Genomic DNA, 16,776 nt, shown 5'->3' with positions numbered 1-16,776 from the left:
CCCCCGCCGTCACTGCGCAGTGCGGTACGCGGCCAGCGCCCGCTGCACCATCCGCACGAACTCGCTTGGCTCGTTGAGCAGCATTTCGAACGTCACCCGCAGTGTTGGAACACCGCGGACAACGGTGACATTCCACCGCCGCCGGTCTTCCCGGTATGCCTCCCGGCTGCTGTGGTGGGCGTAGCCGTCGGTTTCAATACCAAGCAGGCCATCCACGAGAAGATCCAGATGCCCCATACCGGGGATGCTGACCTGCAGTTCCACCGTCAACCCTGCCTCCTCCAAAAGGTACCGCGCCATCGTTTCGATGATGGACCCGGATTGGGGGCGGATGCGTGACACCAGCTTCCTCATGCCCTTTTCGCGGACAGCCGGAAACCGCTCACGCAGGGCCGGAAGCTGGATGAGCCCGGTTTTGACTGCGGATTCGGCAATGGTCAATCCCTCGAGGGGCGGCAGGCAGCGGAGGGCTTGAACCACGATATCCAGGTGAGTCAGCGGAATCTTGCTGCGGTGCACGATGCAGCCAGGGATCGGCCGCCCATGCTGCGCGGCCAGGTGCGGCCTGTGGGGGCGCCTGACCACCCAGAGGCCAGCTGCCTGGGCAGCCGAGACGCAGCCCAGGGCCGCGTGGTGGCGGCCCGCGTGAACGAGTACAGGATCTGCTTGCGGGTGGGCATAGACGCCGCGGGCAATCCTGTGGACTGAGCCCCCGGCCACTCCTGACTCCAGGCTCCGGCGCGAAACTCCGGCCGTTGACAGTGCACGGGTGCTGGCAACGCCGCCCAGGGCAGCCAGGGCTTCCAGAACAGTTGCCATAACTGCATGCTCGCGGTTCACGGAGCCGGGCGCAGGACCAGCAACCCGCTATGTGGAAACCCCTGGCAGCGCCTTGAACGGCCGGCTCGTTGTGCAGCGACTGCCCCTGCACAACAAGTCTCCGCTTCACTGCGCGGCACAGCCCTTAAAGCAGAACGCCACCGGTAAGTACCGGTGGCATTCTGAGGACCTGCTGAGTTGCTAGGCCTTGGCGCGGGCGCGGTTGGCCTTGGAGCGCTCGTTGGTGTCCAGGATGACCTTGCGGATGCGGATGGCTTCCGGGGTCACCTCAACGCACTCGTCCTCGCGGGCGAATTCCAGCGACTCTTCAAGGGTGAGATCGCGCGGCGGGGTCAGGTTCTCGAAGGTGTCCGAGGAAGCGGCACGCATGTTGGTGAGCTTCTTTTCCTTGGTGATGTTGACGTCCATGTCGTCGGCGCGCGAGTTCTCGCCCACGATCATGCCTTCGTAGACCTCGGAGGTGGGCTTCACGAAGAAGGAGCCGCGTTCCTGCAGGTTGATCATGGCGAAGGGGGTCACAACACCGGCGCGGTCCGCGATCATCGAACCGTTGGTGCGGTACTCGATGGGGCCGGCCCAGGGCTCGTAGCCTTCGGAGATGGAGGCCGCGATGCCGGCGCCGCGGGTGTCGGTGAGGAACCGGGTACGGAAACCGATCAGGCCACGGGCCGGAACGATGAACTCCATGCGGCACCAGCCGGTGCCGTGGTTGGCCATGTTGGTCATGCGGCCCTTACGGGCGGCCATGAGCTGGGTGACGGCGCCAAGGTATTCTTCCGGCACGTCGATGGTCATGTGCTCCATCGGCTCGTGCACCTTGCCGTCCACGATCCTGGTGACAACCTGCGGCTTGCCCACGGTGAGTTCGAAGCCCTCGCGGCGCATCTGCTCCACCAGGATGGCCAGCGCGAGCTCGCCACGGCCCTGTACTTCCCAGGCGTCGGGACGCTCGGTGGGGAGAACCTTGATGGAGACGTTACCGATCAGTTCCTTGTCCAGCCGGTCCTTGACCTGGCGGGCGGTGACCTTTGCGCCCTTGACCTTGCCGGCCAGCGGGGAGGTGTTGATACCGATCGTCATGGAGATAGCGGGATCATCCACGGTGATCAGCGGCAGCGGCTGCGGGTTCTCGACGTCCGTGAGGGTTTCACCGATAGTGATTTCCTCGATACCGGCGACGGCGACGATCTCGCCGGGGCCGGCGGACTCGGCCGGAACACGCTCCAGTGCCTTGGTGGCGAGCAGTTCGGTGATCTTGACGGTCTTCAGCTCACCGTTCTGGCGGGCCCAGGCCACCTGCTGGCCCTTGCGGAGGGTGCCGTTGTAGATGCGGAGCAGCGCCAGGCGGCCCAGGAACGGCGAAGCATCCAGGTTGGTCACGTGCGCCTGCAGGACACCCTCGGGGTTGTAGGTGGGAGCCGGGATGTGCTCAACAATGGTCTGGAACAGCGGCTCAAGGTCCTCGTTCTCCGGGGCAGTGCCGTTGGCGGGCTGCTCAAGGGAGGCGCGGCCAACCTTGGCTGCGGCGTAGACCACGGGGACGTTAAGGATCTTGTCCAGGTCCAGGTCCGGAACTTCATCCGCGAGATCGGATGCCAGGCCGAGGAGCAGGTCCATGGACTCGTGCACCACTTCGTCGATCCGCGCGTCGGGGCGGTCGGTCTTGTTGACCAGCAGGATCACGGGCAGGTGCGCGGCGAGGGCCTTGCGCAGCACAAAGCGGGTCTGCGGCAGCGGGCCTTCAGAAGCATCGACGAGGAGGACGACGCCGTCGACCATGGACAGACCGCGCTCAACCTCGCCGCCGAAGTCGGCGTGGCCGGGGGTGTCGATCACGTTAATGGTGATGGTTTCGCCCTTGGAAGACGGACCGTTGTAGGCCACCGTGGTGTTCTTGGCCAGGATGGTGATGCCCTTTTCGCGCTCCAGGTCACCGGAGTCCATGACCCGGTCTTCGAGGTGGTTATGCTCGGCAAAGGAGTTGGTCTGCTTGAGCATGGCGTCGACCAGGGTGGTCTTGCCGTGGTCAACGTGGGCCACAATCGCGACGTTGCGCAGATCACTGCGCGATGCAGTGGCTACCGCGGTGTTGGTGGTGGTTTCAGACATGCGTAAAGGCTCGATTCAGTGGAGTCAGCTGTTGTATCGCGACATTTCCAACTGGAACGCACGACGGACTTGGCCCTTAACACAGGGCGTCTTGTTCCAGTCTAAACGCTGCGGCAAGTGATGGCCTAAAACCGCTCGCTGGGCCACCCGCCGGCGCACGCCGGAACCATGCCTGCGTACCAGGCCACACTCACTGGATAAATGGCCGGCAATGAACCATTATTGCTGTTGATGACCAGCCCATCCCCCCGCAAAGAGTCCCCTCGTCCCGCGCGTGTGCTGACGCGTGCCGCGGTACTGGCCCTCGCCGCGGGACTGGTCCTGTCCGCCCCCGGGCAGCAGCCAGGAATCGGCACCGGGGGGACCTCCAATGTGGAGGGCTACCTGCCGTCCGCTTTGCTCAGGGCCAACGCCGTCGGCCAGCCGAATGCAACGCCATACGCCTCAGGTGTCGACCTCTCAACGGTGCTCACCCGCCCCGCGCTGTTCCCGGGTGAGATCTACCGCAACCCGGTCTTTGGACGCAATGAGGTGGTGGTGGCGAACGCCAGAAGCACCGCGGTCCTGATCGGCGACTCCCAGTCCGTGCCGGACGACAGCTGGCCGCGCAGGGCACTGGCAGGCCTGGGCTACGGCGTCCACTTCTGCGGCTACGGCGGCACCGGGTTCACCGCCGCGAACGGGAAGGTGGGCAACTACGCCGACGCCCTGGAACGCGGCGATTGGCTGATGCCAGCCGGTGCACCCGGCTTGATCGTGATTGAAGGGGGCGGCAACGACGCTGCCCGCGGTGCCTCCGACGCGCAGATCAGCGCCAACGCCAACCGGCTCATCGACGCGCTGAAAGACAGGTACCCCGGCACCCGAATCGTCCTGGTGGGAACCCTTGCGCGCGGGGCCCAGAACGGCGGCGGGCGGCGCACCCAGGTGGACGCACTGCTGGCGGGCATTGCAGCCCGGCAGCAACTCACGTTCGTGAGCGCGGGCGACTGGCTGACCAAGTACAACCTCACCGAGCACCTTGCCGATGCAGTACACATGGATGCCGAAGGCCGCAAGCAGCTTGGCGTGGTTCTGGAGCGCCGCATGCGTGAACTCGGGGTTCCGGCCGCCCCCGGCGCCGCTCGGGCGCTGGCATATACGGGAGCGAACGGCACAAACGGCTGAAGCCGGGACCCGAAGGTCCCGGCTCCAGCCGTCAACAGGAAGACTTTCCGCTACGCCACCGGCTATGCCACCTCGGGCGGAAGCATCAGCTTCGCACCCGGGATCGCGTTGAGCAGCGCGTTGGTGTACTCCTGCTTGGGCGATTCGAAGACCTCGTCGGTTGAACCGGTCTCCACCAGTCGGCCCTTCTCCATCACGCAAACGTGGTCCGCAATCTGCCGCACCACGGCAAGGTCGTGCGTGATGAACAGGTAGGTCAGGCCGAGGTTGGCCTGCAGGTCGGCCAGCAGGTTCAGCACCTGGGCCTGCACCAGCACGTCCAGCGCGGAAACTGCCTCGTCACAGATAATGACCTCGGGGTCGAGTGCCAGTGCACGCGCAATGGCAACACGCTGACGCTGCCCGCCGGACAACTCGTTCGGGTACCGCTGCATGGCGGACTGGGGCAGCGCCACCTGGTCCAGCAGTGTCCTGACCTTCTTCTCCCGGCTGGCCTGGTCCCCGATTTTGTGCACCCGCAGCGGTTCCTCAATCGTGCGGTAGATGTTGTACATCGGATCGAGGGAGCCGTACGGGTCCTGGAAGATCGGCTGGACGCGCCTGCGGAACTTGAACAGTTCGGCGGGCTTCAGTGCGGAAGTGTCCACGCCGTCGAACAGGATCCTGCCCTCCGTCGGCTTTTCCAGCTGGAGCACCATCTTGGCCACCGTGGACTTGCCGGAACCCGACTCCCCCACGATCGCCGTCGTGGTTCCCCGCTTGACGTCGAAGCTCACGCCGTCAACCGCTGCGAAGTCCGTCGTCTTGCCCAGCCCCTGGCGGAGCTTGTAGACCTTGCGCAGGTCCTGGATCTGCAGGAAGGTATCCGATTTGGCTCTCTCGGCAGCCGGCGCCAGGAGGTCCGTGGTTGCCAGGCCCTGCTCCCTGGCAGCCTGGATGCGCCGGCTCGCCAGGGACGGCGCTGACTCAACGAGCCGCTTGGTGTACGGGTGCTGAGGATCACGGAGCAGTTCCAGCGAGGGACCCGCTTCAACCACCCGCCCCTGGTACATGACCACCACTTTGTCTGCACGCTCGGCTGCCAGGCCCAGGTCGTGGGTGATCAACAGCACCGAGGTGCCCAGCTCGTTGGTCATGGTTTCCAGGTGGTCCAGGATCTGCCGCTGGACCGTGACGTCGAGGGCCGACGTTGGCTCATCAGCAATCAGCAGGCGCGGCTGGCAGGAGAGGCCGATGGCGATCAGCGCGCGCTGGCGCATGCCGCCCGAGAACTCGTGCGGGTACTGGTTGGCCCGGCGTTTGGCGTCCGGCAGTCCCGCCTGGGACAGCACCGTGGCGATATCGTCCGGCCCGCTGGGCCTGCCGTTGGCCCGCAATGTCTCGCGGACCTGGTAGCCGATCTTCCACACGGGGTTCAGGTTGGACATCGGGTCCTGCGGAACCATGCCGATGGTGTTGCCACGCAGTTCGATCATGCGCTGCTCCGTGGCGTGGGCGATGTCCTCGCCGTCGAGCAGGATCTGCCCGCCGGACACCCTGCCGTTGTTGGGCAGGAGGCCGATGGCGGCCAGGGCTGTGGTGGACTTGCCGGAGCCGGACTCCCCCACGATGGCCACCGTCTCACCGGGCATGATGGTCAGGTGCGCATTCCGCACCGCCTGGACCTCACCGCCGCCGGTCTTGAAGGTAATGGCGAGGTCGCGGATTTCGAGCAGCGGCCTGACGCCGGTGGCACCGGCCTCATCAATGCGGACGTCTGGACTTGTCATCTCTTTATCTCTCATCGCTGACGGCTCTTCGGGTCGAGGGCGTCACGTACGGCGTCGCCCAGCATGATGAAGCTCAACACCGTGATGGACAGCGCCGCGGCCGGGTAAAGCATGATTTCCGGCCGGGTCCTGATCGATGCCTGCGCGCCCGCAATGTCGTTGCCCCACGACATGATGCTCTGGGGCAAACCGATGCCCAGGAAGGACAGGGTGGCTTCGGCCACGATGAACACGCCAAGCTCCAGCGTTGCCAGCACAATGATCGGAGCGAGCGCGTTGGGGAGGACGTGTCGGATCAGCGCGCCGAATTTGGAGACGCCGAGGGCGCGTGCAGCTGTGACGAAGTCCGCGTTGCGAACCTCAATCACGGCGCCACGGGTGATGCGGGCCATTTGCGGCCACGCCAGGAGCGAGATGACGAACACCACGGTCCAGACGCTCTTGTTTTCCCGGAACAGCGGGAGCTGCGTGATCACCAGCGCGCCAAGGATGAGCGGCAAGGCGAAGAAGATGTCGCCCAGGCGGGCCAGGACGGCGTCGATCCAGCCGCCGTAGTAGCCGGCGAGGGCACCGAGGGTCACGCCAATGACCAGGACGCAGAGCACCGAGAGCAGGCCCACGGACAACGAGGCCTGGGTGCCGTGGATGACCCTGGAGTACACGTCGCAGCCCTGGAAGGTGAAGCCGAACGGGTGTCCGGCGGTGGGGCCGCCCTCTGAGTTGGATAGCTCGCAGCCTGCGTTGGGCGGCGTGGACGTGAAAAGCCCGGGGAAGAGCGCAATAACGATCAGGGCAAGGATGAGCAGTGCCGAGATGATGAACAGCGGACGACGGCGGAGCTTGCGCCAGGCGTCTGCCCACAGGCTGAGCGGGGCCTGGTCAGTCTTGACGGCATCCGTTGCCTGCAGCGGTGTCTCGTCGATGGGGGCCACGAAGTGGCTGTTATTACTGGTCATAGCGGATCCTCGGGTCAAGCCAGGCGTACAGGAGATCGACAAGCAGGTTGGCCACCACGAACACCAGCACCAGAACGCTGACGATGGAGACAATAGTGGGGCCTTCACTGCGGAGGACTGCCTGGTAGAGCTTGTTGCCGACGCCGGGAACGTTGAAAATGCCTTCTGTGACGATGGCACCGCCCATCAGGCCGCCAAGGTTGGCGCCCAGATAGGTCACCACCGGAATCAGCGAGTTGCGCAGGATATGGGCCAGGACCACGCGGGGCCGGGAGAGTCCCTTGGCGGTGGCGGTCCGGACATAATCGGCGTTCATGTTTTCGCTGACCGACGCGCGGGTCAACCGGAGAACATAGGCAAAGGAAACGAGGCCCAGGACCACCGCAGGCAGCAGCAGGGTGGCCCAGTTGGCGTTGGCGCCCACCGTGGGTTTGGCCCAGCCGAGCTGCACGCCGAAGACGAGCTGGAAAACGAAGCCCAGGACAAACGTGGGGACTGCGATGACCACCAGCGACGCCACCAGGACGGTGGAATCGAACCAGCCGCCGCGCCGCAGGCCGGCGAAGACGCCGAAGGCCACGCCGAAGATGGCCTGGATGGCCAGCGCCTCGATGGCGAGCATTGCCGTCACCGGAAAGACGCGGGCCAGGCTCGCCGCAATGGGTTGGCCCGTGAAATCGTTGCCGAGGTTGAAGGTAAAGAGGTTCTTGAGGAACAGACCGTACTGGACCCAGAACGGCTGGTCCAGGTTGTACTGGGTGCGCAGAGTGTCAATGACTGCCTGCGGGGGCTGGCGGTCGCCGAACAACGCGGCGATAGGATCGCCGGGCAGGGCGAACACCATGTAATACACCAGGAGGGTAGTGCCGATGAAAACAGGGATCACCTGAAGGAGTCGGCGCAGAATGAACCGGATCACAGGATCACCTGCCTTCCGGGACGGTGGAGAACGCGTTCATGAATGCCTTCCTGCCGCTTGCAGGCCAATGGGGGCCCGGATGACCCGAACCCCCATCAGCCTGACGGCAAGTTAGATCTGGGACTACTTGGCCGTGATGCCGTAGTAGAGAATTTCGCCGTTCCAGCCGGTCTCGGCCTTCGTGACGTTGTTGCTCCATACGATCGGGCGTGCCTGATCCCAGAGCGGCAGTCCGGGCAGGTCCTGGAACAGGATCTCCTGCGCCTGGTTGAACTTGGCGTTTGCCTCGTCCGTGGTCTTGCTTGCAAGCCCTTCCTTGAGCAGCTTGTCGAACTCAGGGTTCGAGTACTTCTCGTAGTTGGACGGAGCACCCGTAGCCCAGACCGGTCCGAGGAAGTTGTACAGCGACGGGTAGTCACCCTGCCAGCCGGAGCGGGTCAGGCCGGGCAGCTCCCCGGATTTACGCAGGTTGAGGACTTCCGCGAACTTGGCGAAGGGCTGGATTTCAGCCTGGATGCCGAGGTTGTTCTTGAAGCCGTTGGCCACAGCGTCGATCCATTCCTTGTTGCCACCGTCGGTGTTGGAGGCAATCTGGAGGGGCTTGGAGTTGTCGTACGGCTGGATTTTGTCAGCCTGGGTCCACAGGTCCTTGGCCTTGGCGGCGTCGAACTTCAGGACCTCGCTGCCCTTAAGGCCTTCCTTGAACCCGTCAATGACAGGAGGAGCGAATGCCTTGGCCGGGGTGCGCGTGCCGTTGAAGACCACTTTGGCGATTTCTTCGCGGTTGATGGCGTAGGACAGTGCCTGGCGGCGCAGCTTGCCAGCTTCACCCTGGAAGTTCGGGTTGTAGCCCGGGATGTTGAGCGTGGAATCCGTGGCAACGGGCTTCGTTGCATTCCGGTCCGGGAAGTCGGAGACGTAAGTCTTCAATGCGTTGGACGGCAGGACGTCGGTGATGTCCAGGTTGTCGGACTGCAGGTCGGTGTAGGCGGGACCCGGATCCGTGTAGAACTTGAAGGTCACGCCACCGTTCTTGGCCTCGCGGTTGCCTTTGTAATCGGCGTTCTTCACCAGGGAGATGGACTGGTCGTGGACCCAGGAGCCCTGCTTCGGGAACTTGTAGGGTCCGTTGCCCACCGGGTTCTCACCGTAGGCTTTGGGATCTGCCAGTGCGGCGGAAGGCATCGGATAGAAGGCGGAGTAGCCAAGGCGCAGTGACCAGTCGGCCTCCGGCTGGGCGAGCTTCACCGTGATGGTGGAGTCATCGGTCGCCTTGAGCCCGGACATCGTTTCTGCGGTCGGGGCAGGAGTGGTGGTCTTCTTGCCATCCGCGCCTGTTGAGGAAGTCACTGCGGAAACTTCTGGATAGCCCTCGATGGACTCGAAGAAGAAGCCGTTCTGCTGGAGGTTCTTTGAATTAGCGGCGAAGTTCCAGGAGTCAACGAAGGTCTTGGCCGTGATGGCTTCACCGTTGGTGAATTTCTGGCCCTGCTTGACCTTGATGGTCCAGTTCTGGGCGTCGGGCGACTCGATGGATTCGGCCAGAGAGTTAACCGCTTTGCCGTTGGCATCGTACGTGCGCAGACCCTCGAAGAGCAGGTTAACAACACGCCCGCCGTAGACCTCTCCTGTATTAGCCGGCAGCAACGGGTTTTGTGGTTCGTTGCTGTAGGCGGTGATGACCTTATTCGGGTCCCCAGCTGCATTGCTGGACCCGTCGGTGCTGCCGCCGCCGCCGGCGCCGCACCCGGTCAGGGCAAGCGCGGCGACTGCCACGATGCCCAGTGCTTTGGAAGTGCGCGTAAAACGCATTCCGCCTCCTATGAGTTGTGGGAGAAATATTGGGGAATCTTGTGCTTCCCCGCAGGACGCACGCAGCACAGCGCTGTGATGAGACCTACACAATATGGGTTAGCCTAGCCGCACGAAGTCCAGATATTGGTACTCCGTTGCCAAACCGTGACCGGGGCAGTGCAAGGCCCTGGACAGGGGAGGGTAGTTAGGCTCGTCACATGCTACTCGCCGGTAAGCCGTACGGCGAATCCGGGAAGTTCAGGCTCCGCAAGGGGCGAAAGACCCCTGAGTCACCCGGCGACAGGGTTGGACAGACGCCACTCCCAGACGTTCCACCAGATGCCAAGGGGGCCTGGGCTGGTCTTAATGCCGGCGACACGCGAGTTGAAGGCAGTAGTCCCGAGTGTTTGGTAGAGCGGGAGGCCGTAAGCGTCCTCCCAGATGTGCTTATCGATTTCGGCGAGGAGTTCATCCTGTTTGCCCAGGTCCGTGGTCACGGCCAGTTGCTCCATGACCTTGTCCGCGTCGCCGTCGGAATATCCGGTGAAGTTGCTGCCAGCGCCGGTGCGGAAGATCTGCGGCACGCGGCTGACGCCCGCTTCTGTCCCGATCCATCCGGACAAGGCGGCGTCATAGCCTCCCCGGCTTAGGGCGGCGGCCCAGTCGGCATTTCCCTGCCCGCCGTCCACCACGCGGAACCCGGCCAGTCCGGCCGAGTCGCGGATCAGGGCGAAGGCCTTGGCCCTGTTGGGGTTGTCGCGGTTGTAGAGAATCAGGACGCTGGGGGCAGCATCCTTCAGGAGCTTCTTTGCCCCATCAATGTCCACCTTGGCGTACTCGGAAGACCCGTTTTTCTTAACGGTGTCTTCGTACTTTGGCTGTCCTGGCAGGAACACCTGCGAATCCAGCGGCGTGCTGTCCGTCACCTGGGTTCCCACCACGGCGTCCATGATGGCCTGCCGCGGCACTGTTTTCAGAAAGGCTTCCCTGACGTCCTTGTCGGCAAACGGCCCGGAAAAGCTGAGGTCCAGGTGGTCGTAGCCGGATTGTTTGTACCGTTCGACGGTGATGCCCTGGCTGGACAGGCCGGTGAGGAGATCGTCCGTGGCGGCAGAGGGCTGCGGCGAGATGATGTCCGCCTGGCCATTGCGCAGGGCATCCACCGCCGCTGGCACTGCCCCGGTGAACCTGACATTGATCTCGTCCAGCCAAGGTTCCGCACCCCACACGTAGTCCCGGTTGCGGACCAGTTTCATCGAGACTTCCGGGACGATGTCGCGGACGATGTAGGGTCCGCTGGACAGGTAGAGGGCCGGATCGTCCGGAATGGATTTTGTATTGAACCCGGTGTTCCAGAAGTCGCTGACTTTCTTGAGGGCGGGGTTCGACGCCGGCTTCCCAGGGTTACCGCGGGGCGTTTCCTTGAGCAGCGCCACCAGGTCTTCCTCATCATTGAGTCCGCTCTTTGCAGCAACGACGTGGGCCGGGAGGCCGACGTCGAACGCTACCTCCCAGTCAGCGTACGGTGCGGCGTACTCAATGGTGATGGAACGGCCGTCAGCCCCGATTTCTGGAAAGAGGGAACCGGCGAGCCCGGTGGTGTCGGAGGCAACCGAGAAGTACCTGGTCCCCTTGCCGCCAGCGGGATCGACGTCGTCGTAGTAGCCGGAACCGGCGGCCCAGCTCAACAGGAGGTCGGCTGCACCGATGGGCGCCCCGTCTGACCACTTGACTCCCTCGCTGACCGTGTACTTCACCTTGAGCGGCTGGTCGGAGACCTTTTCAAAGTGTCCAAACTTGTCGTTGCGGACAACCTTGGAACCGTCGTCGAGGTAGAAGAAGCCGGAGTGCGTGATGGCACCGATCTTCGAATTGATGTCGGTGTTGCCGTTCGCGCTGAAGGGGTTGAACGAGGAAAAGGCGTTGACCTCGGCCACGGTGACGCTGCCGCCACGCTTTGCCTCCCCCACCACCACAGTCGGGGCGCTGCCGCTCGTGCAGCCCGAGAGAACCAGGGCAGCCGCCAACGCGGCGACGAGCAACTGCATCAGACGCCGTACCGGCATGCCGCCTCCTTGTAATGTCTTGCCTCTCTGGGGAGACCCGGGTCGCCGCGATTGCGCCCTACCAATTCAGGATAAGCGGTCGGCCTGCCAGAAGTTGACGCGGGCCGTTCGGCCCTGTGGTCCCACCCGTCTGGCCGCTAGGATCGGTCGGTGCCTGCCCGTGTTGCTGTCCTGAATGATCCCGGCCGCGTACCCGACGACGAGCAGATCCGCCAATACCTTGGAGCTTCCTTCGACGCTTGGGTGAACCTCAAGGAAACGCTGTCCGGTCCAGAGTTCGGCCTGGAGTTGTCGTGGCACCACTATCGGGACGGCGGATGGCTGTGCAAAGCGCTCCAGGGCAGGAAGAACATGGCTTGGCTGGCGGTTTGGGAAGGCTACGCCACGGTCACGTGTTACTTCTCCGCCCGGCACCGGCCCGGCCTGACCACGCTGCGTCTCCCCGACCATCTCCGGGCCCGGATCGCCGGGGCGGAGATGTCCGGTGCGATGCTGCCTGTCATCGTCGAGCTTCACTCCCCCGCGGACGTCGAGGCCGCCGTCGAGATAATCCGTTACAGGCTCCGGGCGCGGTAGCGGCGGCAGCCGTTCGAGGAAGCGGGCACGCCCCAGAACCGGATGTCGAGGGTGACGGCTTCACCGGACGGGGCGCCTGAATGGGCCGGGCCACCACCAACGATGCCGCGATCGGCGCTCAGCCCTGCGGCTGGCCGCGTCGAGATAGTCGTTGAGCGCCGGATCAAAGACCGACTGAGGCAGGTTCAGCGTCGCACGGCTCAACTGGCATCCTGCAAGCAGATCGCCGATCGCCCCCGGGATCATCCGCATCCCCTGGGTGCGTTTCACGGACCGCCTGAGTTGTGCACCCTGTTCCGTGAGCCGCATCCCCCAGGAGGAGTCGACCTCAGCAAGACCGGAACCGACCAGGATCGCTATTGCCGTTTCTACCCGTTCCCTTGAAGGGACGTCGGCCTGCAGCATGTCCCACCCCGGCAGCAGCGTACGGAGTGCCGAGGAGCGCTTCGCATCACGCAGCAGGGTCATGAGCGTCGCAGCGTCAGACATGTCCATGCGGTTCATGCCGCTCAGGCTAGCGCACGTCGAGCAGCCCCCGCCTCGGGAGCAGTCTCCATTTCGGAAGAACGTTAGGTTCCCCAACACCCTGGCCAAGGACTCGCAGGAGGTACCGGATCGCTTGCCGGGGTGGACCGAACCCCCTCAGCGGCCCAGCGAGTGGCCAATCTGCCCAAGGGCGGCATCATAGGCCGCATCCCAGGTCCAGCCGGCCGCTGGTGCACCGGCCAGTTCCAGCGACACCAGCCCGTGGACCTGCCCCCACACCACGCCGACCATCGAGGCGATCTCCTTCTCCGCTGCTCCGGGTAACGCTGCCGCAACCGCCGCGAACAGCGGCGCGATCGAGGGCTCAGTGGCTCCCGGCGTCGGCCGGCACGGCACCCGGCTGGCCAGTGAGCCGCCAAACATCAGGCCGTAGAGGACCGGATGCTCCAGTGCCCAGGTTCGGTAGGCCCGACCCAACGCTTCGAGGCCGGCGGCGGCTGCTTCTTGTTGGGCGGCGGCAAAAGAAGCGAATCCGTCGTCGAGCACGGCCGTCAGCAGTTCCGCTTTGCCCCCGAAGAGCGAATACACCGCAGTAGTCGACGTCCCGGCAGTAGCGGCAATACTTCGCAGCGACACAGAAGCGGCGCCGTCCCGTGCGATCAGGGTGGCTGCGGTATCAAGCAGCCTGCGACGCAGGGTTTCATCATGTACTACGGGTCTTGCCATGGAACCAGTATTGCATAACACTGTTCCATAACATTGTTATGGAGAGGGGAAGCACATGACTGAAAAAGTGCAGACAGGAAGGTTCACTGCCGATCCGGAGGCGGGCGCGGTGACTGTCTTCCTGATCGGGATGCGTGCGAACCGGTGGTGGAAGTTCGGGAAGGTGTCACGGGTGGGCGCGGCAATGCCCAAGATGCTTGCCCACTTAGCCAAGACGCCGGAGGCCGGGTTGCTGGGCTACCAGCAATGGTTCGGGCGGACCATCTGCAGCGGTTCGCGGCTGACCAGTCGGCGCCGCACCTTGAGCCCTGGCGCCGGTTCATGCGTGAATCGGCCGGCACCGGCGACGTCGGGGTATGGCACGAGACCTACGAGACGACGCCGGGTGGCAGGGAAAGCGTGTACAGCGATATGCCCGTCTTCGGGCTGGCAGCTGCTACCGGCCCTGCCCCGGTGGGGGCAGGCCTGAACACCGCGCGCCAGCGCCTGGACGCGGGAGACGGGAGTCGCCGTCCGGCCGCCCGGAAAAAGCCATTCGGGCGGCCACCGCAATAGGCTGAAGTGCATGATGCACGAGAGGAATCTGGCCCGCAGCCGGTCTTTCGTGTGGGTGGCAGCCGCAGCAGGTACAGTGCACGCGGGCTTCAGCCTGTACTGGGCCCTCGGCGGGCAGTGGCTCCTGCCCACGGTAGGCAAGTGGGCTGTCGAGTTGTCAGTTGAGGCTCCACTCGAAGCAGGACTCGCTCTGGGCGTGGTCGCGGCAGGGAAGCTGCTGGGAGCAGGAATTCCCATCGGCGTCGCCTATGGGCGGGTGCCCTGGCCGAGGTTTTGGCGGGCAGTGGCCTGGGCTGGCGGTTCACTTCTGGTCATATATGGCGGTGTCAACGTCGTGGTGAGCAGCGCTGTCCTTACTGGCCTGATCCGGCCAGCAGACGGCTACGACGTTGAGGCCATGATCGGGCACGCCTGGTTGTGGGATCCGCTGTTCCTGGTCTGGGGCGCTGCCCTGGTGCTCTGGCTCTGGTACTCACAGAGACGGCGGGCACCGGTGTCGCGAGCCGGTAGTTCGTGACCTCGCATCCGTACCTGCCCGTTATTAAGTCCCACAGGAGTCCCTACGTCCCTCAAAATTCCGCCGCACCACTCCGCACGTCCGAGCTGCGGACTTTGTCCCGTCGTCTCCTCCCCAGCCGTGAAATGGTGAGGATGAGGCCAAGCGTTGTGAAGACCGTCGTCAGGATCAGGCCGACACCGCCCAGGAACTCGCTGTTGCTTTCATAGCCGAGCACGACTGCCTGCTCTGGGTTTTGTTCGCTGTACGCGACGGTGACCTGCTCACCGACGGACGGGTGCTGCTCATGATCCACGGGGGCATTCGCGTAGCGGCTCACGCCGTCGGCCGCCTCGTACTCCACCGTGATGTCCCGGTTCGACGCCTTCCTGGCGTCACTAAAGTAGGTGATGGTCCCGGAGACTTGCGCCCCTGTGCGGGCGAGCTCTTCGTCGGCGTCCACCTGCTGATAGCTGGTCACCATCAGTGCGGGCCCCACCAGCATCAAAGCGGCAGTAAACAGCACATTCACCATGCGGCGCAGGAGGGACTTGGGCTTTTTGATCGCGGCTCCGGGACTGGTCACGGCGCCCATCCTTGATCAGTTGCTTGTTCAGGTCAAGGCGCCCGGTGAAAAAGTCCAGGGCGGGAGAGGGAAGCCTGCAGGCACAGCGACTGGAGACAGCAGCGGCGAACTCCTGAAAGCAACCCGCGCCTAAAAAGCCGTATTCTCTCGAGACCCTTACTAAAACGGTACATATCAAGCTGTCTGTGACAGCGGGGTGGTTTTGTGGTTGATGCCGGCCTGAGAGGGCACGGCTGGTGCGGCAGGTTTGTTGCGGTATCTCTGCGGATGGCGTGCATAGATCGCGTCGAGGGTGGCTTGCCGTTGTAGGCGTGCTTGGTTCCCGCGCCCTTTGTGGACGAGGTCCGGGGTGTAGTAGTTCAAACCGCTGTGGCGGTGGTTGGCGTTGTAGTTGGCGAAGAAAGCCGCCATGTAGTCCCGGGCGTGCTGGATGTCGCGGAAGCGGCGCGGAAAGTCCAGGTCGTATTTCACGGTCTTGAACAGTGATTCGGAGTAGGGATTGTCGTCCGAGACTCTTGGCCGGGAGTAGGACAGGGTGATGCCCAGGGACTGGGCCAGCTGAAGGGTACTGCCAGCCCTCATGGGTGCCCCGTTATCGGCATGAAGCACCTCGGGGCGCTGCCGGTTCACGGTGACCGCGTCGTTGATCAGTGCCGCGGCCAGGGACGCGGTTTCGGTGTGTTCGACCCGGTGCCCAACGACCTTGCGGGAGAATACGTCCAACATCGTGTAGAGCCGGTAGGTGTGTTTCCCCGGGCCGTGGAGCATCGTGATGTCCCAGCTCCACAGCTGGTTCGGGGCGGTGGCGTGCACGACCGGTTTGGCTCGTTTGGGACCGGTTGCCGTGCGTTGTTCGCGGCGGTCGCCGTTCTGTCCGTGCCGGGCCACGATGCGATGGGCGGCGGCGATGGAGAAGAAGCAGTGCCCGGCATCGAGCATCCGGTAGTAGGCCTGGGTAACGGAAAGGTTGGCGTATTCCCGGGAGTTCAACAGCTCCATGAACGCCTCGGCTTCGGCGTCGCTGATCCGGTTCGGGTAGGCCCGGTCGACATGGGGCACCAGGATCCCGGGCGGCCTGGGCGGGCTCAAGTGCCGGTACCAGGCCGTGCGGTGAATGCCCACCAGGGCGCAGGCCTTCACCGCTGACCAGCCGGCCGTGATCAGTTTCCCGGCAAAGGTCAGGGCGATGTCTTTCCAGATTTTGGCGTCAGCCACTCGGGCCGCTGCGGCTCCGGTTCTTCGAGTTTCGGATCCGTCGCCGCCGCGCTCTTGGCCATCGCGTCCAAGAGCGCCGAAGCTTTTCCCAGAATGTCCACGGCAGCCTCGGACCGTGCCAGTTTGGCCTTGAGGATTTCGTTTTCTTTCAAGACCCGTTTGAGCAACTGCTTATCGCCTGCGTTCAATCGCTGGTCCTCCTTTACCGTGTCGGATCTGGACCTCAGCTGACCGGCTTCCCTCTGCCGGCACCAGGTGTTGATGGTGCCTTCGGTGACGCCGGCCGCCCGGATGAATGCGGCCTTAGAGCCCCACTCCAAGCATTTGTCGTACTCATCCAGAATCGCGTGCTTCTGGTCGGTCGTGAAGTGCTTCCGATTCGTGACACGGACAGGCATAACGAAATCCATGATGGACCTTCCCCGTCCTGAGCGCCGGCCGCAACGACAGCGAAACTGTCACACAACAGCCTGACACACAGGGAAAACGCGTACCCCTCGTCCAACAGCTTTCTGC

15 protein-coding genes and 1 pseudogene are annotated in these 16,776 nt (G+C 64.0%); 4 read left to right on the top strand and 12 right to left on the bottom strand.

The genetic code is table 11. From position 1 onward, the window contains the following. Positions 1-9: 9 nt before the first annotated feature. Together QF031_RS05940 and typA are read right to left on the bottom strand one after the other, a co-directional pair. Complete coding sequence (locus QF031_RS05940) at positions 10-819, bottom strand: type IV toxin-antitoxin system AbiEi family antitoxin domain-containing protein (RefSeq protein WP_307425354.1); 810 nt, start codon at positions 817-819, stop codon at positions 10-12. Between the two features lie 201 nt (positions 820-1,020). Next, a complete protein-coding gene (typA, locus tag QF031_RS05935) occupies positions 1,021-2,949 on the bottom strand; it encodes a translational GTPase TypA (protein WP_307425349.1) in 1,929 nt (642 codons plus the stop codon). Between the two features lie 231 nt (positions 2,950-3,180). On the opposite strand from typA, the gene QF031_RS05930 reads away from it, so the two are divergent. Further along, on the top strand, positions 3,181-4,116 hold the full coding sequence (locus QF031_RS05930; protein ID WP_307425346.1) for an SGNH/GDSL hydrolase family protein: 936 nt from the start codon (positions 3,181-3,183) through the stop codon (positions 4,114-4,116). Positions 4,117-4,178: 62 nt separating this feature from the next. Here the strand turns inward: QF031_RS05930 and QF031_RS05925 are convergent, their stop codons facing one another. The 5 genes from QF031_RS05925 to QF031_RS05905 form a co-directional block, all read right to left on the bottom strand. Then, the gene (locus QF031_RS05925) at positions 4,179-5,885 is read right to left on the bottom strand and encodes a dipeptide ABC transporter ATP-binding protein (protein ID WP_307425343.1); all 1,707 of its coding nucleotides are present in this window, start codon (positions 5,883-5,885) and stop codon (positions 4,179-4,181) included. A gap of 11 nt (positions 5,886-5,896) precedes the next feature. After that, a complete protein-coding gene (locus tag QF031_RS05920) occupies positions 5,897-6,841 on the bottom strand; it encodes an ABC transporter permease (RefSeq protein ID WP_307425340.1) in 945 nt (314 codons plus the stop codon). Further along, complete coding sequence (locus QF031_RS05915) at positions 6,831-7,760, bottom strand: ABC transporter permease (protein ID WP_307425338.1); 930 nt, start codon at positions 7,758-7,760, stop codon at positions 6,831-6,833. Before QF031_RS05915 ends, QF031_RS05920 begins: the two co-directional genes overlap by 11 nt. Before the next feature lie 123 nt (positions 7,761-7,883). Beyond that, entirely contained in the window at positions 7,884-9,572 is a 1,689-nt protein-coding gene (locus tag QF031_RS05910; protein WP_307425334.1) for a peptide ABC transporter substrate-binding protein, read from the bottom strand. A gap of 272 nt (positions 9,573-9,844) precedes the next feature. Then, entirely contained in the window at positions 9,845-11,620 is a 1,776-nt protein-coding gene (locus QF031_RS05905; protein ID WP_307425332.1) for an ABC transporter family substrate-binding protein, read from the bottom strand. A gap of 150 nt (positions 11,621-11,770) precedes the next feature. Here QF031_RS05905 and QF031_RS05900 point away from each other — a divergent pair, with 150 nt between their 5' ends. After that, on the top strand, positions 11,771-12,196 hold the full coding sequence (locus tag QF031_RS05900; RefSeq protein WP_307425329.1) for a DUF3788 family protein: 426 nt from the start codon (positions 11,771-11,773) through the stop codon (positions 12,194-12,196). 60 nt (positions 12,197-12,256) lie between these two features. Here QF031_RS05900 and QF031_RS05895 read toward each other — a convergent pair whose 3' ends face one another. Both QF031_RS05895 and QF031_RS05890 read right to left on the bottom strand, forming a co-directional pair. Then, entirely contained in the window at positions 12,257-12,700 is a 444-nt protein-coding gene (locus QF031_RS05895; protein ID WP_307425326.1) for a hypothetical protein, read from the bottom strand. 138 nt (positions 12,701-12,838) lie between these two features. After that, the gene (locus QF031_RS05890; protein WP_307425323.1) at positions 12,839-13,408 is read right to left on the bottom strand and encodes a TetR/AcrR family transcriptional regulator; all 570 of its coding nucleotides are present in this window, start codon (positions 13,406-13,408) and stop codon (positions 12,839-12,841) included. A 55-nt stretch (positions 13,409-13,463) separates the two neighbouring features. On the opposite strand from QF031_RS05890, the pseudogene QF031_RS05885 reads away from it, so the two are divergent. Both QF031_RS05885 and QF031_RS05880 read left to right on the top strand, forming a co-directional pair. Beyond that, positions 13,464-13,963: pseudogene (locus tag QF031_RS05885) on the top strand (DUF4188 domain-containing protein). A gap of 10 nt (positions 13,964-13,973) precedes the next feature. Beyond that, complete coding sequence (locus tag QF031_RS05880) at positions 13,974-14,480, top strand: DUF3995 domain-containing protein (RefSeq protein WP_307425320.1); 507 nt, start codon at positions 13,974-13,976, stop codon at positions 14,478-14,480. A 52-nt stretch (positions 14,481-14,532) separates the two neighbouring features. On the opposite strand, the gene QF031_RS05875 is transcribed toward QF031_RS05880, so the two are convergent. The 3 genes from QF031_RS05875 to QF031_RS05865 form a co-directional block, all read right to left on the bottom strand. After that, positions 14,533-15,045, bottom strand: coding sequence for a DUF3592 domain-containing protein (locus QF031_RS05875; RefSeq protein ID WP_307425318.1), 513 nt, complete (start codon positions 15,043-15,045; stop codon positions 14,533-14,535). Positions 15,046-15,219: 174 nt separating this feature from the next. Further along, complete coding sequence (locus QF031_RS05870) at positions 15,220-16,260, bottom strand: IS3 family transposase (protein ID WP_307425315.1); 1,041 nt, start codon at positions 16,258-16,260, stop codon at positions 15,220-15,222. Then, on the bottom strand, positions 16,224-16,670 hold the full coding sequence (locus QF031_RS05865; protein ID WP_285245506.1) for a hypothetical protein: 447 nt from the start codon (positions 16,668-16,670) through the stop codon (positions 16,224-16,226). Before QF031_RS05865 ends, QF031_RS05870 begins: the two co-directional genes overlap by 37 nt. Positions 16,671-16,776: the final 106 nt, after the last annotated feature.

This window comes from Pseudarthrobacter defluvii, from assembly GCF_030816725.1.
Lineage (GTDB): Bacteria > Actinomycetota > Actinomycetes > Actinomycetales > Micrococcaceae > Arthrobacter > Arthrobacter defluvii_A.
This window is presented reverse-complemented; position numbering and strand designations above follow the sequence as displayed.

Excerpts from the sequence above, each read along its gene's own strand:
- QF031_RS05940 (WP_307425354.1), bottom strand. The coding sequence starts at position 819 with ATGGCAACTGTTCTGGAAGCCCTGGCTGCCCTGGGCGGCGTTGCCAGC.
- typA (WP_307425349.1), bottom strand. The coding sequence starts at position 2,949 with ATGTCTGAAACCACCACCAACACCGCGGTAGCCACTGCATCGCGCAGT.
- QF031_RS05930 (WP_307425346.1), top strand. The coding sequence starts at position 3,181 with ATGACCAGCCCATCCCCCCGCAAAGAGTCCCCTCGTCCCGCGCGTGTG.
- QF031_RS05925 (WP_307425343.1), bottom strand. The coding sequence starts at position 5,885 with ATGACAAGTCCAGACGTCCGCATTGATGAGGCCGGTGCCACCGGCGTC.
- QF031_RS05920 (WP_307425340.1), bottom strand. The coding sequence starts at position 6,841 with ATGACCAGTAATAACAGCCACTTCGTGGCCCCCATCGACGAGACACCG.
- QF031_RS05910 (WP_307425334.1), bottom strand. The coding sequence starts at position 9,572 with ATGCGTTTTACGCGCACTTCCAAAGCACTGGGCATCGTGGCAGTCGCC.
- QF031_RS05905 (WP_307425332.1), bottom strand. The coding sequence starts at position 11,620 with ATGCCGGTACGGCGTCTGATGCAGTTGCTCGTCGCCGCGTTGGCGGCT.
- QF031_RS05895 (WP_307425326.1), bottom strand. The coding sequence starts at position 12,700 with ATGAACCGCATGGACATGTCTGACGCTGCGACGCTCATGACCCTGCTG.
- QF031_RS05890 (WP_307425323.1), bottom strand. The coding sequence starts at position 13,408 with ATGGCAAGACCCGTAGTACATGATGAAACCCTGCGTCGCAGGCTGCTT.
- QF031_RS05880 (WP_307425320.1), top strand. The coding sequence starts at position 13,974 with ATGATGCACGAGAGGAATCTGGCCCGCAGCCGGTCTTTCGTGTGGGTG.
- QF031_RS05865 (WP_285245506.1), bottom strand. The coding sequence starts at position 16,670 with ATGGATTTCGTTATGCCTGTCCGTGTCACGAATCGGAAGCACTTCACG.